Raw genomic sequence first — 17,347 nt, 5'->3', positions numbered from 1 at the left:
TAGCCGGTTTAAAACAAGTGAGAATGACTAAACCGTAAGGTCCAATGCATCTCACGACTGGCACGTTCAACTATGTTGTCAAAGATCCTTGTCAGATCAGGCCTAAGCCGTCTGCTTTGGATCAAGGACGCCGCAAGTCATAGACTCAACGGTTGTGTCCTCGAACTTGTATGGGCTGCAATGGTCTTGATTTGGGACTTAACAAGTAAGTCACTTTCTACTCGCTCGCTGCTTCCCGGTCGCTACTTCGTAGCTCCTACCAGGACCGCGTCGCTTTCGCTCTCGACTGCCGTTCACCAACTTTTCTAGAGTATCGCGATTTCGCTTGCCTGTCAACTCGCTCGCTTCTATACTATTTCGTTCGCTTCTCGATCCTCATGGTCGACGTAGGCCCGCGGCCACGAATTGGAAATAGCTAAAAGCAGCGATGACTCTCGCGAATTCGCACTCCAGACGCTCCACCCTCAGACCACAAAGGCTTCGCGCTTGGCGCACAGCTTTACAGCACCAGAAATCTCAAACCATCCAAAGGAGCAAACGCGAACGTCTGTCCCGGAGCGTAGGCCCCTAATCTTTACTGCAGTGTCTTGGGCTTGTCTTTGGATTGACCAGGACCCGAAGGCCCCCGATACCAATCACGCGTGACAAACGCTTGGACTGCTGTGCCGCTCTCGCGAGTCTTACGCCGCAGGCTGCCTTCCGGCTACCCACTCGATCCGCGACATACCGCCCGCCTGATCGACTTTTCTTTTATACAAGTCTGACTCACCCGTGTCAACAAGGAAACTATCTTTAAGCGAATTCCAAGTGATCGAGGACTTCCCTGCCTGTCACTTACCTTACGGCGAGATGCGGCAGAGGGGCCCGATCAGAGGACTGCTCCACGCAGCTACTCGCGAGCACAACGACTGCTCCTAGCTGCTGCTATCCCCATCAAGAAAAGCAGATCGAGCGAGCTTCTCGGAGATCGCACGGAGGACGATTTATCCGTTTTGATTGTGGGAGAAGTTATTGGTGGACGCGGTAGGAATCGAACCTACAACCTGTCGATTAAGAGTCGAATGCTCTGCCAGTTGAGCTACGCGTCCAGGTTTTGGTGTGAGCCGGCAGAAGACCCGAATGGGCCGATACGGCACGAAGGCGGGCGCCTTCGATGGGCAGGTTATGCCCCGTTCACAGCTTGCCGCGCAGTTGCGCGACTAGATGAATGTAACACAGGTTATAGCGTGTCGCAAAATCAAGGCGCACTTAGAAAGTAAAGGAGAGTCCAGCCTGGAGGCTACGCGGTGTCTGCGCAAGATACATCGTCGTGCCATCACTCGAAAAGAACGGCTGATATCCCTGCGCGAGAAGATTCTGTACGTCCACAACCGCCTCCAGTCCCTGCGGCAGCAAGCGTGTATGCCCTAAAGACTGACGAATGGAACAAGAGAGATAAGCTCCCTCATCCCCGACACGGTAGCCGTCTACGGCGGTCAGCGTCCGCAACGGCTGGAAGCGATAGCTGGCTCGAATGGAAGTTCCCGTGTGCAAGACCTTGCCATCGGCATACGCCGTCGCCGCATACGACTGTGCAGGAGCAAGAGTATTCAGCACGTCCGTCATCGATGCACTCTGCAGGTGCGAAACGCGAAGACTCTGCCCCGTCGCAAACTCAGCTCCAACATGCATGGACTTCGTCACAGGCTGCCGAATGGAAGCGCGCACCCCGACGCTGTCGTAATCACGACCTGCGACACGGTAGGTAGTCGTCGTAGGATCGACAACCAGGCCCTCCGCGGGAATGTCCGCAGCCGCCAGCGAGCCAACTCCACCAATCAGCGGATTGCTGAAAGCATCGCGGAATAGCTCAACTTCAATGACGCCCCCGCCGGGAATCTCGCCAGAGGCCGACAACGCGTGGTGGCTGCCTGTTTCCAGGCGCATATGTCCATTCCGCATGACGGCAATCGGAGTGGGCGCACCTACCCGGTCAAGATCATCAAGGCTTCCCGTTCCGCGCGAACGCGTCATGCTGTAAGCCAGCACCATGCTCGCGGGACCGTGCGCCGACACCCGGAGGAATGGCTCCACAATGAGCGCATTGCCTCCTAGATTGCTCTCGCGCATAACGCTTCCGGCATCGATTCGGAGGAGGTCGCCCACCTCGATTCGTTCCCCGGACCGCAAAGTCGCGCCCTGCATGCCGGTCATACCGCGGCCGGAGGTGAGTTCGGGATGATTGGAATACGTGAGGACAGCCCGCGTGAAGCCATTCAGGGGCATACGGCGCTGCATGCCGACACTCAATTCCGTCGATGGCGCTACAGGATAAGGCGAACGAGGGCCAGACAGATCTGTTCGAAGGACCGCACCACTGCCGTCCTCATTCACACGGGTAAGCACCAGGACGTTGTGACTGCCACCGCGAGCAAACCCACCTTGGCTGCTCTTCACCGTCACACTGCCACCAGACGCACCGCGTCTCGACTCCTGACGGCTTGAAGACACCGCAAGTGGTCCGCTGCTCTCCTCATCGTCCGGCTGAGATGAACTCAAACCACCCGAGCTGTCGAAACGCAGAATCGGCCTGCCGGCCGATGAGCGCAGCGTCCACATCCAGTCGTCACTCGGCTCGCTGGTCGTACGGCGCGACGCCGGCAGCCATCCACTGGGTGCCAGCAACGTAGCCATCGTCAGATTCACAATGGTTCGACCGCCGCGCAACACCTGCAGCCGATCCCGCACAGACGGCAGAAATAAGGCTGCCGTAGCCTGAATGCGATAGCGACCTGGTCTCAGATTCAGGTGGTAGCGGCCACGCGCATCGGTGATGGCAGACGCCGTCACGGACGTATCCGGGAGCAGTGCCTCGACCAGGGCACCCATCTGCGGCACACCCTCCGCATCGCGGATGATGCCACTCACCGTGCTGGCGCCAAACACGTCCGCACTGCGCTGGGTTAGCTGTGCCTCTGCGCACGAACCCGTGCATGCCGAGGCAGCTAGCGCTGCGAGCGTCAGAACCACACCGTGTTGCAAGGTCAACTGCTTCACTGCCTGGATGTACCTTCTTCGCGTCTCAGCCTCTCCCAAAGGGTTCCAGCATCCGAACCCGGGAAAACCAAACCAGAAGGAGCAGGGCTGTCGTGTCTTGCGCCAGCTCTCTTCTCGAAACGTACCGTACCGCCTTGCCCCTGCAGTCTACTCCACAAACTACTCAATAACGAAGGGAGCAGTCTGCGAAATTTGCTGCTTTGAAACTCCATCATTGATCTTGATGGCCAGCGAATACTTACCCGGCTGCAGGCTGCCAAGCGGCAGGCTCTTTTCCAGCGTCACCTGGTCTGCATTCGGGTTCGTCTTCGCTGTCGATTCCGTCGTATCCAGAACGAACTTATTCGTCGCCAGGTCGGTCACCTGGTACTGGATCTCGGCGTTGTTCTGCTTGCTCTTTTCATCGATGCCCAGGTTATAAACCTGCATCCAGAAGTTCAGATTGCCGCTCTTCTTAAAGATCACCGGCAGCGATGGGTTAGCCGAAACGCTCGGAATCACCTTCGTGTTGCCGATCACGAACGAACCAGCGCCGATCTCCTTCGACGGCACGCGCGCCATGCTCGACGCCAGAATCAACGAAGATGCGGACAGACGGTCATCGTCATACTTCGGCACGTTCACCGAACGGCGCCACGTTCCAATGTGCTCCGGATTGTTGACGTCCTTGATGACGATGTCGACCTTGTACATACCCGGGCGCAGAGGCAGCGCCTTCCAGTACATATTCTTGTTCGCTTGCGTCTTCGCCAGGAACTCCGAAGGCACCTGGACGTTCACGGTGTCCTCAAACGTCTGAACAATCCGGTGGTTGATGTTCGACACCTGCCCCAGAATATTGACCGTTCCCGTAGAAACGTTGTCCTTCGTCTGGAAGGTGATGTCCTTATTCTGGATCTGCAGTGTCACCGGCACCAGGACGGTATCGTTCGTCACCTTGACATAGTCGGTGCGCACATCGAACAGGAACGGCGGTCCCTTCAGGATCTGCGCCGACGTGATGTACTGCTCCATGTCCTTGAACTTGATCGGCGGAGCTGCAAGCGCCTTCGCAAACAGCGAGATGCGATCGAACTGCTTCGACTGCTGCGAGGTCGACATCGGGCCCTTGCCCAACTGCTCCAGGCCGCCGTTCATACGATCGGCACGCGTAGCCTGACCAGTCTGCTCGTACAGAGTCGCGCCCGCGCCAGCAACATACTTCAGCGCGTCCTTCTCTGAACGATCGATAGTCATGTGATAGTCGTTGCACTGGCAGGTATCGACGAACTCCAGATCAACGTTGTCGCCCAGGCCCTCGGCGTAACGGTAGTGCCACACTTCAAACGGGAAGGTGGACGTTGTACCGCCGCCCTCTTCCATCGGGCGGTCATACGATCCGCCGCTCGGGTGCGAGTCGATCGAATCCGGCTTGCCCCAGGCAATGTAGATGTGACCGCGATCGGTCTTCCATCCCGGCTTGCCCGCCGCAAAATGCTCATTCGCATACGCAATACGCGCATAGTGCTGCTCGCGGAACTCGTTGTCCGGCGAATCCGGATTCGGATTGCGACGCAGCCAGAAGTTCTCAATGAAGTTCTCGCGCTCTTCATCGTTCTTCAGCGATTTGAACGCGGAAATCTCCTGGTCCGAGATGATCCAGACGACGTCTTGCTCCAACCACTTCTTGAAGGTGCCGTCCGGCTTCAATTCGTTCTTCAGGTATTTCTGCTGCTGAATACGCTCACGATCGCTCAACCGACGCTTCATCGGGTCGGGGCGCTCTTCCGGCGGTGCAGACTTGTTCACAGTCGGCGTGGTCTCCCCCGTGGGCGTCGGCGTCACGTTTGACGCCTGTGCGCGGGCGTGGCTCACCGCGGATAGTCCACCCAACATCAGTGCCGCAGCACCGATCCAACCCTGCCAAACTGCTCTGCTCATCGCCCTGCAACTCCACGCGGGCCGAAGCCCGGGTCAATGTATTGTAAAGTCCGATAAACGGGTGGGCAAGCATCGCAGGAGATTCGCCACCCCCACAACACAAAAGCTTACCGCCGCGCCAAATTGCGCTGCTATCATCTTGGACGAAGTGCAGTCGAAATGGCGTGCACACATCGCGCAGCAACTAAGCAATTGCTAGGGCGGAACATTTTCCAGCCATGCCGCGTATTAGATGTTGAACCGCTTGGCTCATTCGACGAACGGCCGACCGCGGCATACAGGTAAAGCGACTTATGAAGAAAGTGTTGCTGATCGTGGCTGGGGTCCTTGTCCTGGCCGCCATTGTGGGTGGAAGTATCTATAAAAGCCGCGCCGGCGTCATCGCCGTCACCACGGCGAAGATCCAGCGCGAGGATCTCACCTCCATCGTCACCGGGACCGGCCAGATCAAGCCCAAGACATACGTCAACATCGGCGCAACGGCCTTTGGCCGCATCACGCACCTCTACGCCAAAGAGGGCGATCATGTGAAGCGGGGCCAGGTGCTCGCAACGCTGGAAAGCGTTCAGCCCACAGCTACCGTCGCCTCCCAGGCCGCAAACATCGCCTCGGTAAAGACAGACGTCAACAGCTACGTCGCCGCAGAGAAGACTGCCGAGGCAAACCTCGCCCAGTCCCGCGCCGATCTCCAGCAGAAAAAGTTCGACATCGATCGCTATGAGTCCCTCTACAAAGAGAAGCTCGTCGCAAAGCAGGACTACGACTCCAAGAAGGCTGCTTACGACGTCAGCGCTGCCACTGTTCAGCAGCGCGAGGCCGCACTCGCCCAGTCAAAGGCGCAGACGGACTCCTCGCGCGCTCACGTCAACCAGCAGGTCGCATCACAGCGAGCCAACTTCGACGCACTCGACAAGACCATCTCCCGCGCACCCTATGATGGCCTGGTCACCAACGTCCCCGTCCGCGAGGGCGAGACGATGGTCACCGGCATTCAGAACGCGCAGGGATCGACCCTGATGACCATCGCAGACATGTCCGTCATCACCGCAGAGGTCAAGGTCGACGAAACCGACGTCATCAACGTCAAGATGGACCAGGCCGTTGACGTCACCGTCGATGCCCTGCCCGGCCGCATCTTCCACGGCCACGTCACAGAAGTAGGCGACCAGGCTCTCCTCCGCACCACCGGCATCGCGACCTCGCAGTCCACCACCGGCACGGAAGAGGCCAAGGACTTCAAGGTCGTTGTCACACTCGACAACGTCAGCGGTCAGAACAACGACGAGCTTCGCCCAGGCCTCTCCGCCACCGCAAAGGTCCGCACCGCCTCCGTCTCGAACGCCGTCATCCTTCCACTACAAGCGCTTGTCTCGCGCGATCCCGCCGCCGAAGCCGTCCTCGCGAAGAACCACGGCAAGGCGCCGGAAGGCGACACGGCATCCGCGGCAAGCAACACGAAGAACGCGAAGAAGGAACAGGGCGTCTACGTCGTCAAGAACGAGAACGGCAAGCTGCGCGCCTACTTCCGGCCGGTAAAGACCGGCATTACCGGTTCCACCGACATCCAGGTAACGGATGGTCTGCAGGCTGGCGATGAGGTCGTCACCGGCCGCTATAAGATTCTTCGCTCACTCGCCAGTGGAAGCTCCATCAAACGCGACACCACGCCCGAAACGGCAGAAACCTCGTCGTAACAAAGGCAACCCTGCGGTCGCGTGACCGCGGCGCAGTAGACTGCAAAGGTGAGTATGGCGACAGCAACCAGCACCGTGACCAACCATGTCGTGGCGTGCGACCCCGGCGAAGTGATCGTCACAGAGAATCTGTGGAAGACCTACGTCATGGGCGAGCAGGAGGTGCACGCTCTCCGCGGCGTCAATCTCCGCATCCGCCGCAACGAGTACGTCGCCATCATGGGACCGTCCGGTAGCGGTAAGAGCACACTGATGAACCTCATCGGCTGTCTCGACTCGCCCTCGCAGGGCAGCTACTGCCTCAACGGTCATGACGTCTCGCGCCTCTCCGACGACGAACTCGCACGCATCCGTAACAAGGAGATCGGTTTCGTCTTCCAGACGTTCAACCTCCTCGCGCGCGCCACTGCCCTGCACAATGTGGAACTGCCACTCATCTACAACGGCACCAACGCCACTGACCGCATCATTCGCGCCAAGGCTGTGCTTGAATCAGTAGGCCTCGGCACCCGCATGGATCACAAGCCGAATGAGATGTCCGGCGGTCAGCGCCAGCGTGTCGCCATCGCGCGCGCCCTCGTCAATTCCCCGTCCATCATCCTGGCCGACGAGCCAACGGGAAACCTCGACTCAAAAACCGGTGTCGAAATCATGGCGCTCTTCGAAGACCTGCACCGCCAGGGCAACACCATCGTCCTCGTCACACACGAGCCGGATATTGCAGAACACGCCAACCGCGTGGTCACCATTCGCGACGGCGTCATTGCCAGCGACCATCCCTCGCCGCGCAAGGCAGCCGCTGCCGTCTAGTTGTCGTCTCACTTTCCCGCCACAGCACGACAAGCACCGACGAAGGCATCCCAGCGTCTAAACTGGGAACGATGGCTGCAGCACAGAAAAATACGTTTCGAACTGTCCTACGATCCGCGGTGCTGCTCGCAGCATCTGCGTCCTGCTGCTTCTCTGCACACGCACAAGGCGCCACAGGCGGCCGCTTCGACCTTACCGGCCCAAAGATCGATGTACACGTCCAGCGTGGTGATCAGTCGCTCCCCATCGCCATGGTGCCCAACCTGCAAGCGGGCGACAAGCTCACCATTCATGCCGACCTGCCGGCGACCCAGTCGGTCAAGCTCATCATGGTCGTCGCCTTCCTCCGCGGCAGCACCAATCCCCCGCCAGAGAAGTGGTTCACCCGCGTCAACACCTGGGACAAGAAGGTCAGCTCTGAGGGAGTGGTTGTCACCGTCCCGGCAGAGGCACAGCAGGCTCTCATCTTTCTTGCGCCAGAGACCGGCGGTGACTACTCGACCTTGAAGTCCGCCGTGACTGGCCGTCCCGGTCTATTCGTACGAGCAGCACAGGATCTGATTGAGGCCTCCTTCGAACAGGCGCGCATCGAGCGCTATCTCCAGGCCATTCGCCGCGTGCCCGCCGGTTCGCAGGCAGACCTGCTGGACCACTCGCACAAGCTCGCCGCGACGCTCAACCTCAAACCAAACGATGACTGCTTTAAGAAGCCCGCCGATCAGCAGATGAGCTGCCTTCGCCAGACGGGCACACAGCTCCTCCTGGATGACGGTCACGGACAGACCCTCGCGTCCATGCTGACCTCCGGCGATTCGGCAAACCTCATCGGCGCCGTCGCCGGAACGCCCATGGCCAGCGGCTCAGGCGTCTACTCCGCCTACGTTGGAACCGTCATCGACCTCGTTCGTCTGATGAACGGCATCCACACGGCCCAGTTTCAGTACATCCCCGCCATCGCCTTCCCGGACGACGAAACGCTCAATCTGCGTCTCAACACTCCACCCTCCTTCCACAACCCCAAGTCGGTCATCGTCGTCGCTCTACCGGCCATTCAGTCATCGGTAGCGCCCCCGCTCCGTCTGCAGGATGCGGCGCACGTCTCCTGCCTCCTGCAGCCCTCCATGGTCCTGCCGCTGGAAGGCGCGCCACTCGTCTTCGCAACTGGCTTCGCGCACGATCTGGTCCTGCACCTGAACAATGGCGCGACCTTCGGTGGCAAAACCGATCTGCCGCTGGCTCCGGACGCCTTCGAAGGCGGTCTGGTTCTGACGAATGCGCCCGAACGCAAACCGCTGGCAGTGGCCGCTCCGGAAGCACGCGATTCCGTCGAGAACCCCACGGGCATGCGTGCCTCCGCTGCCAACAAGACCACTGCTCAGGCACCGAACTCCGCAAAGTCCACCGCGACCCTGCAGGGCGGCGCCGTAGATTCTACGGGCGATCTCATCGTTACCGGTACGCTGCGGGGCTCGTGGGGCTTTGATAACTTCTCCGGCGTCACTGTGCCGCTGCAGCGGCGGATAGGCGGCGGCTGGAATGCTGCAAGCCACTCTGACCTCATCGCCGGCCGCATGAATCAGTTGATGCTCCACGCCGACGGAACCGCATGCACCTCAGAGGTTGACCTCGATCAGGGCGGCCACGGCCTTCCACTCCAGTGGAAGCAGGTCAGCGGTCCCGACATCAAAGCGCCGCAGGCTGTTGAGGTTCAGGTCCCACTCGAAAAGGCGGCACCGGGCAGCATGCACCTGCTTGTCCATCAGTACGGTACGCCCAACGTCGAGAAAGTCGCTGCAACGTCCTACTCGGACGCCACACGCCTCGCAACGCTGCACATCCACTCCGGCGATCACTTCGCCATGCTCTCCGGCAGCGGCCTCAACAACGTTAAGTCCGTCCGCCTCGCTGGCGCTGACTACAAACCCACGGAGGAGCAGCCCGCGAACGGCAAGGATCTTCGCCTCGCAGGAACGCCGACTCCCGGTAAGGACGCAAAGGCAAAGCTTCCCCTGACGACAGCCGGCGAAACCGGTATCGCGGAAGCTTTCCTCGCGGATGGCCGCACCCTTACCGTTCCCTACACGGTCGACGCAGCACGCCCCTCTCTCCGGCTGCTCAGCACCTCGGTCAAGCCGGACGGTCAGCCCGGACTTCCACTGACTTTGGGCAGCAAGGACGACGTACCGCTCAACGCGAAGGTCACCATCGCCCTGCGATCGGAGTTCCCTGCACGCTTCCAGCGGTCGCAAAAGGTCGAGATCGCTCTCGCGGATGGCTCGCTCAAAACCACGCTCTCACTTGGCGAGGGCTCGCTCGTCCTCCAGGACAACCGCACGGCAATCGCCTTCCTCTCCCCTGCAAAATCCTTCGGCCCGTCCGCCTTCGGCCCGCTGCAACTTCGTGCGCTCTCGGAGGATGGCACAGTCGGAGACTGGATCTCGTTGGGAACGCTCGTCCGTACGCCAACCATCACGGCGATCACCTGCACCAAAGCCTCGACACGGACGGTGCAGCCCCTCGCGGAGGATGCCACATTGCCGGAGACTGGATGCCAGATGACTGGTGCCAACCTCTTCCTGGTCGACTCGATCGCCGCAGACAGCGACTTCACGCAACCCATCGCAGTTCCGATGGGCTTTGCCGGCGAGGCGCTACCTGTGCCACGCCCCGCAGACAATCGCACGCTCTATCTCAAACTGCGCGATGATCCATCCGTCGTCACCACCGCCGTGGCACCTGCTGCCGTCGTTCCGGCACACCACAGTCCCGCGACACCCGCTCAACCCGCGGCGCCGGCCACCTCGCAAGACAGTCCGGCAGGCGAAGCGACACACTAGGCATCCGAGTAATCCGTAATCGCTGTCAAGCCCCTTAAGGACTTAAACCATTCATTCCAAAGGAAATAAACTTGGCGGGTTATTTCCGCAGAGTTGCTATCCTTGAAAGAGGTCCAGTCAGCGCGCGATGCCGCAATCGGCTAAGTCCTTTGTTATCTAATTTTTACCCTTAAGCCCTTTCGAATCTGATTTTTGCCAGAATGGGAATACTCAACTCCTTTAGAATCTAATTTTTAGCGATTCAAGGGGTGGGGTCCCCCCTAAGAGCAAAGAGGAGAGGCCGCCAGTGATGGCGGCCTCTCTCTTGCAGTATGCGATTCCAGTTACAGGTGATCCACAGGCTCAGCCGGCAGCAAACCACGCTGCACCCGGCTGTGCTTCCGGCTGTAGGTGAAGTAAACCACCAGGCCGATCACCAGCCACACGATCAAGCGGATCCAGTTGGCAGGTCCCAGCTTGAACATCATGTAACCGTTGAAGAGAACACCGAGCACAGGGACAACCGGCACAGGCCAGACAAGCGGCGCACGAAACGGACGAGGACGATCGGGATCGGTGCGACGCAGCATCACCACGGCGATGCAGACGATGACGAACGCCAGCAGCGTGCCGATGTTCACCATCTTGCCGATGTCATCGATCGGTGTCACCGAACCGACGACAGCAGCCAGCAGACCGGCCAGGATCGTGCCCTTCCAGGGCGTACGGAAGCGAGGGTGAATGTCGCCGAAGAACTTCCGCGGCAGCAGGCCGTCCTTCGCCATCGCGTACAGAACACGCGACTGACCCAGGAGCATCACCAGCATCACCGACGTAAGTCCAGCGATGGAACCGATGGTCACCACGTTCGCAGCCCAGCCGACCTTGTACTCCAGGAACGCACGAACGATCGGGGCTTCAATGTTGATCGACTGCCAGGGCACCATGCCGGTCAGCACCGCAGCAACACCGATGTACAGCACCGTGCAGAGCGACAGCGACACAATGATGCCGATCGGCATATCACGCTGCGGATTGATCGCCTCCTGCGCCGTCGTCGAGACAGCGTCGAAGCCGATGTAACTGAAGAAGACAAGGCCGGCCGCCAGCCCGATACCACCCACACCGAACGGTGCGAACGAATGCCAGTCCGTGCCCCAGTTCGCGCGGTTCACATAGTGCGAACCAAGACCAATGACGAACAGGACGATCGCAAGCTTCATGACAACGATGCCCGCATTGAACTTCGCCGACTCCTGGATACCGATCACCAGGATCGTCGTAATCAGCAGAGCGATGATGAACGCAGGAAGATTAAATCCGATCTCAACACCAAAGATCTGCGGTGCGTTCAACAGAGCATGTGCCTGCGACGATAGAGCCGCCGAAGGATGCGCCATGATCGCAGCCAGCGCATCGCTGAAGGGCATCGTGCCCGGGTGCAGGTCAGGCCGTGTCGTAGCCAGCGACGCACGGGCCACCCGCTCCAGCGCAGTCCGAAGTCCCGTCCAGTGGTCGTACGCGAGCCACAGCGGAAACCGCAGACCGAAGATGTTCAGGAACTCAACGAAATTGTTCGACCAGCCCGAAGACACGGTGCTTGCGCCCATGGCGTATTCCAGCGTGAGATCCCAACCAATGATCCACGCAAACAGCTCGCCCAGCGTCGCATAAGCGTACGTGTAAGCAGACCCAGCCAGCGGAATCATCGCCGCAAACTCGGCATAGCAAAGGCCCGCGAAGGCGCAGCCAAGGCCAGACAACACAAACGCCAGCATCAACGCCGGTCCGGCGGAGTGCGCTCCAAGACCGGACAGTACAAAGATGCCTGCGCCGATGACCGCACCAATGCCCAGCATCGTAAGCGACACCGGCCCGAGCGAGCGCTGAAGAGAGTGAGTGCCCTCTTCGTGCGCCTCGGTCATCAGCGATTCCATTGATTTTTTGGCGAAAAGATCAGCCATGCGTTTGGGTTACTCCTTGAATCTCAAAATGCTTACGGCAGATGCAGAACCTACAGCGTTTCCACGCGGGGATCTGCCTTCCTCTGCCAAAGGAAGTACACCGGAAGTCCAAGCAGAACGATCAGGATTCCCGGCCAGGTGTATTGCGGTTTATAGCGTAAGAGTACAACACAGACAAACGTAGCCATCACGATATACAGCGCAGGCAATACAGGATAACCAATCGCCCGGTAGGGCCGCTCGGCGTCCGGTCGGGTCCGCCGCAGAACGAACAAAGCAACGATCGTAAGGATGTAGAAGATCAGAACCGCAACAACCACATAATCCAGCAGCTGCCCGTACGATCCGGACAGGCACAGGAAGCAGGTCCAGGCCCACTGAACCCACAGGCTGACCACAGGCGTCTTCGACTTTGGCGACAGCTTTCCAGCAGCCTTGAAGAAGAGTCCGTCCTGGCTCATCGTGTAGTAAACACGAGCGCCGCTGAGCAGCATGCCGTTCGCACAGCCAAAGGTGCTGATCATCACAGCCAGCGCCATAATGCGCGCACCGTAGCCTGCGAACGCCTGCTCCATCACAGCCGTCGCAACACGGTCTTCGCTGGCGAACTGGATTCCACGAGCCAGGATCGTTGTCCCTTCCGCCGAACCGTGAAGCGGCAGAACGGCAAGGTAGATGAAGTTACATGCGATATAGAGCGCCAGCACGATGCCTGTGCCAAGTGCCAGAGACAACGGCAGATTGCGCTTCGGATGCGTGATCTCGCCAGCGGTAAACGTCACGTTGTTCCAGGCATCGCTCGAGAACAGCGAACCGACCTGCACCACCGCTATCACGGTCAGGAAGCCAACCATCGCCGTCGGCCCACCCGCCCCTACAGTCACCGGGTGAACAGAGTGCAGACCAGCACCGTGCCAGAAATTGCCGCCGCTAAAGTTCGCCGCGATCGCTGCAGCATTCTTCGCCAGCAGACCGAGACCGACGACCATCAGAAGCGCCACGATCTTTGCCGAGGTAAAGATGTTCTGGATCAACGCGCCCAGCTTCACGCCCAGCGTATTCAGGATAGTCAGCAGCGTAATGATGATGATCGCCGTGAGATTCGCCGTGCTTAGGCCAACGTCCATATTGCCCAGCACCATCGGTCCAACATTCACCGGTGGAACATGAGCGATGTGCCATATCCAGTGACTTGCCGAAACCGACGGCACAAAGACACCGAGGAACTTACCGAACGCGACACCCACAGCAGCAATCGTGCCGCTCTGGATCACCAGGAAGAGTGTCCAGCCGTACAGAAAGCCCCAGACCGGACCAAGCCCCTCACGGAGGTAGACATACTGTCCACCGGCCTTGGGCATCATGGCCGCGAGTTCCCCATAGCTGAGAGCGGCAACGATCGTCATGATCGCCGTGACCAGCCAGGCAGCGATCAGCAGCGCCGGCGACTCCAGCGTACGGGACATGTCCGCCGAGACGATGAAGATGCCCGAGCCGACCATCGATCCCATAACGATGGCCGTGGCGGAAAAGAGCCCGAGGCCTTTGACGAACTCCGGCTGGGTCTGGTCTGTTGAAAGATTTTCGTTGGACACGTGTGTGCTTTGTTGTACCAGTTCCGCAATGCATCAGCCAATCACGAAAGATTTCATCGTCAATGCGTCCCACCGGGACGTACACAATATGCAGCCACCTACCAGAACGGAGCCACCGTGAAATTGCTCAGCGCCGCCATCCTGTTCGCAGCAACCGCCTCCGCTCAGCAACCCAATGCGGGCGGCAAGTGGATCACGAACATCGATACCTTCGGCACGCCGACGAACTGGAATCTCACACTGGAACAGAACGGTGATCACATCACCGGCGAGCTTGGCGGCGATAAGCTCGAAGGCTCTTTGAAGAATGGCAAGCTGTCCTTCCATGCGAAGGACCCTCAGGGTGGATATGAGGATGTCACCGCAACCGTCTCTGGTGACACGATCACAGGCTCGCTCGTGTGGGCTCAGAACGCCGCCGTCAGCCACCCGACGACGCACACGTTCACCGCAACTCGCGCCGCACTGAAGACTGGCGTCGCACCGCAGCCCACATTCCACGACTTCACGCCGACAGTCTTCCGCCGGCAATTCTCTGCGGCGTACGAACCGGTTCTCACAGTGAACTCCGGTGACACCATCCACACATGGACCGTGGACGCTGCCGGCTACGATGCCACCGGCACACCGCGATCTCTCGGAGGCAACCCACAGACCGGCCCGTTCTTCATCAACGGCGCTGCGCCTGGCGACGTACTCGCGATTCACATCCGTCGCCTCAGGCTCAATCGCGACTGGGCTATCAGCACAAACAGCATCGTGGACCGCGCGAACCCGCCGGGCATCGCGCGCCGACTGACAGATTCTGGGGTGGTCCGCTGGCACCTCGACCTTGAGAAAGGTCTTGCCAGCCCCGAGAAGCCAGGCCCACACATGGCTACTTACAGCGTCCCTTTAAAGCCGATGCTCGGCTGTATCGGGGTCGCCACAGACCCCAGCGGCCCTGCACCCAGAACCGGTGACTCCGGCAACTTCGGAGGCAACATGGACTTCAACGAGGTCACCGAAGGCGCCACACTCTATCTGCCGGTTCGAGTAGCAGGTGCGCTCCTCTATCTTGGCGACGGTCACGCCGTCCAAGGCGACGGAGAAACCACTGGAGACGCCCTCGAAACATCCATGGATGTCACCGTGACGGTGGAAGTGGTGCACGACGTCCCGATCCGCGGCCCGTTTCTGGAGACGCCAACGCACCTGATGGCCATCGGCCTAGACGGCTCTATCGACGCTGCCTTTCAGGACGCCACCGAACGCATGGAGAACTATCTGGCGCGCGTATACAAGCTGACGCCATCAGAATTTGCCATGGTGCTTGGAACCGCTGCGGAGTACAAGGTCAGCGAGGTGGCAGACCGCAACGCCGGCGTCATCCTGAAGATGGCGAAGAGCAAACTCGACACGCTTACAAAGCCGGTGTCGCAGGGCCAGGCGAACCCGGCCAGCCCGACGATTACACCGTGAGCAGACGCAGCAAAGTCTTCGCGGGCCTATCTAGCGTCTCGCCGGATGTCGGCAGCAACGCAGAGATAACCGCCACGGAATCCGCGCCGTTGTCATGAACCAGCCGCACCGTTTCGGCAGTGATGCCACCGATTGCCACCACCGGCTTGCGCGTGAGGGCGCGCGCGGTGCGGACGCCTTCCAAGCCCACGACCGGTGAGGCGTCCAGCTTCGTCTGCGTACCGTAGACAGGACCGACCGCGATGTAAGATACATCGGTCTTGTCTGCTTCCGTTACCTGCACTGGCGTGTGGGTGGAGGTACCCAGGATCGCTTCACGACCGATCATCTCGCGCGTTGTCGTGACGCCGGCGTCTGTCTGACCGACATGCACGCCCTGGAAGCCAGAGGCTGCGAACAGGGGGACACGATCGTTCAGGATCAGGATCGCTCCTGAGCCCTCAAAGATGCCGCGAATCGCAAGCGCGTTCGCAAGCACCGCATCATCTGTTCCCTGCTTGTCTCGGTACTGGACGAGACGAATGCCTGCGTTACGCCATGCTTCCGCGACGGCGAGGAGTGACAAGCCGCGACGTGCGCAGGATTCGGCGTCGAGGATGGCGTAAAGACGAAGCGACGCATCGCCGGAAGCGATGCGCCGCTGAAAGTTATCGCTGAAATTAAACGCCAACCGGCTCATTGGCCGCTTCGGCCTTCTTGCGCTCGGCTTCGCGCTCGAAGAAGCGCTCCATGAACTTTGTATCGAAGTCGCCACGGCGGAAGTCCGCGTCCGCAAAGATCTTCTGCTGCAGCGGGATCGTCGTGTAGATGCCTTCCACTACGAACTGGCTCAGCGCGCGCTGCATGCGGTTCATGGCCTCTTCGCGGTCGCGACCGTGGCAGATTACCTTTGCGATCATGCTGTCGTAGTACGGCGGCACGACGCCTTCCTGGTATTGCGCGGTGTCGACGCGAACTCCATTGCCGCCGGGAAGGTTGAACGCCGTGATCTTACCTGCTGATGGCGTGAACTTCTCAGGATGCTCTGCGTTGATGCGGCACTCGATCGCATGACCGCGGATGACGGGCCGTTCCGGGACGATGTCCGAGAGCTTTTCACCGCTTGCAATTAGGAGCTGAGCCTTCACCAGATCGACGCCTGTGACGGCTTCGGTGACTGGATGCTCCACCTGGATGCGCGTGTTCATCTCGATGAAGTAGATCTCGCCATCTTCATCCATCAGGAACTCGATCGTGCCGGCGTTCCAGTACCCGATCTCACGGAGGCTGCGCTCGATAACCCCGCCGAGTCGCGCGCGAATCTCGGGCGTGACCTGAAGCGACGGCGCTTCCTCAATGAGCTTCTGGTGACGGCGCTGGATGGAGCACTCACGCTCACCGAGCGACATCACATTGCCATGCTCGTCAGCGAGCACCTGAAATTCAATGTGGCGCGGACGCTCGATGAACTTTTCCATGTACAGGTCGCCGTTGCCGAAGGCATTCAAAGCCTCCTGCGACGCCTGGTTGAAGAGGCCTGGAAGTTCTTCGGCTGTGCGGCAGATACGCATACCACGACCGCCACCACCCGCAACTGCCTTCAGGATCACTGGGAAGCGTACTTGCTTGGCCCACTCCAGCGCCTCTTCTACGGTGGCGATGACGCCATCAGAACCGGGAAGGATCGGCACATTCGCGGCCTTCATGGTCTGGCGTGCCGTCGACTTTTCGCCCATCATGCGAGTCACTTCCGGGCGCGGTCCGATGAACTTGATGTTGCTGGCGCGGCAGACTTCCGCGAAGTTTGCGTTTTCGCTCAGCAAGCCGTAGCCCGGATGGATGGCGTCCACGTCCGCAATCTCAGCAGCGGAGATAACCGCAGGGACGTTCAGATAGCTTTCAGCCGAACGCGGCGGTCCAATGCAGATAGCCTCGTCCGCAAAGCGAACGTGCAGACTGTTGCGGTCGGCTTCGGAATAGACGGCGACGGTGCGTATGCCGAGTTCCCGGCATGCCGAGATCACGCGTAGCGCAATCTCTCCGCGATTAGCGATCAGGACTTTCTTGAACAT

Annotated in this window: 10 protein-coding genes and 1 tRNA gene; 4 read left to right on the top strand and 7 right to left on the bottom strand. The window is 59.8% G+C overall.

Annotated features, from left to right (window positions below; translation table 11 throughout):
* Window positions 1-1,012 precede the first annotated feature (1,012 nt).
* From TERRO_RS08625 to TERRO_RS08615, 3 genes are all read right to left on the bottom strand, one after another.
* Window positions 1,013-1,088, bottom strand: a tRNA-Lys gene (locus TERRO_RS08625).
* Window positions 1,089-1,248: 160 nt separating this feature from the next.
* Window positions 1,249-3,036: a carboxypeptidase-like regulatory domain-containing protein gene (locus TERRO_RS08620; RefSeq protein ID WP_014785621.1), complete on the bottom strand. Its 1,788-nt coding sequence runs from the start codon at window positions 3,034-3,036 to the stop codon at window positions 1,249-1,251.
* 159 nt (window positions 3,037-3,195) lie between these two features.
* A complete protein-coding gene (locus tag TERRO_RS08615; protein WP_014785620.1) occupies window positions 3,196-4,956 on the bottom strand; it encodes a GWxTD domain-containing protein in 1,761 nt (586 codons plus the stop codon).
* 293 nt (window positions 4,957-5,249) lie between these two features.
* Between TERRO_RS08615 and TERRO_RS08610 the strand changes: the two genes are divergently transcribed.
* From TERRO_RS08610 to TERRO_RS08600, 3 genes are all read left to right on the top strand, one after another.
* Complete coding sequence (locus tag TERRO_RS08610; protein ID WP_014785619.1) at window positions 5,250-6,650, top strand: efflux RND transporter periplasmic adaptor subunit; 1,401 nt, start codon at window positions 5,250-5,252, stop codon at window positions 6,648-6,650.
* 54 nt (window positions 6,651-6,704) lie between these two features.
* Window positions 6,705-7,460, top strand: coding sequence for an ABC transporter ATP-binding protein (locus TERRO_RS08605; RefSeq protein ID WP_014785618.1), 756 nt, complete (start codon window positions 6,705-6,707; stop codon window positions 7,458-7,460).
* A 71-nt stretch (window positions 7,461-7,531) separates the two neighbouring features.
* The gene (locus tag TERRO_RS08600; RefSeq protein WP_014785617.1) at window positions 7,532-10,297 is read left to right on the top strand and encodes a hypothetical protein; all 2,766 of its coding nucleotides are present in this window, start codon (window positions 7,532-7,534) and stop codon (window positions 10,295-10,297) included.
* Window positions 10,298-10,620: 323 nt separating this feature from the next.
* Here the strand turns inward: TERRO_RS08600 and TERRO_RS08595 are convergent, their stop codons facing one another.
* Together TERRO_RS08595 and TERRO_RS08590 are read right to left on the bottom strand one after the other, a co-directional pair.
* Entirely contained in the window at window positions 10,621-12,240 is a 1,620-nt protein-coding gene (locus tag TERRO_RS08595) for an amino acid permease (RefSeq protein WP_014785616.1), read from the bottom strand.
* A 50-nt stretch (window positions 12,241-12,290) separates the two neighbouring features.
* On the bottom strand, window positions 12,291-13,835 hold the full coding sequence (locus TERRO_RS08590) for an APC family permease (protein WP_014785615.1): 1,545 nt from the start codon (window positions 13,833-13,835) through the stop codon (window positions 12,291-12,293).
* Window positions 13,836-13,952: 117 nt separating this feature from the next.
* Between TERRO_RS08590 and TERRO_RS08585 the strand changes: the two genes are divergently transcribed.
* Window positions 13,953-15,296, top strand: coding sequence for an acetamidase/formamidase family protein (locus TERRO_RS08585; protein ID WP_014785614.1), 1,344 nt, complete (start codon window positions 13,953-13,955; stop codon window positions 15,294-15,296).
* On the opposite strand, the gene thiE is transcribed toward TERRO_RS08585, so the two are convergent.
* Together thiE and accC are read right to left on the bottom strand one after the other, a co-directional pair.
* Window positions 15,286-15,975: a thiamine phosphate synthase gene (thiE, locus tag TERRO_RS08580; protein ID WP_014785613.1), complete on the bottom strand. Its 690-nt coding sequence runs from the start codon at window positions 15,973-15,975 to the stop codon at window positions 15,286-15,288. The genes TERRO_RS08585 and thiE overlap by 11 nt on opposite strands.
* Entirely contained in the window at window positions 15,956-17,347 is a 1,392-nt protein-coding gene (accC, locus tag TERRO_RS08575) for an acetyl-CoA carboxylase biotin carboxylase subunit (protein WP_014785612.1), read from the bottom strand. Before accC ends, thiE begins: the two co-directional genes overlap by 20 nt.

Source organism: Terriglobus roseus DSM 18391 (genome assembly GCF_000265425.1).
In the GTDB taxonomy this organism is placed as follows: domain Bacteria; phylum Acidobacteriota; class Terriglobia; order Terriglobales; family Acidobacteriaceae; genus Terriglobus; species Terriglobus roseus.
This window is presented reverse-complemented; position numbering and strand designations above follow the sequence as displayed.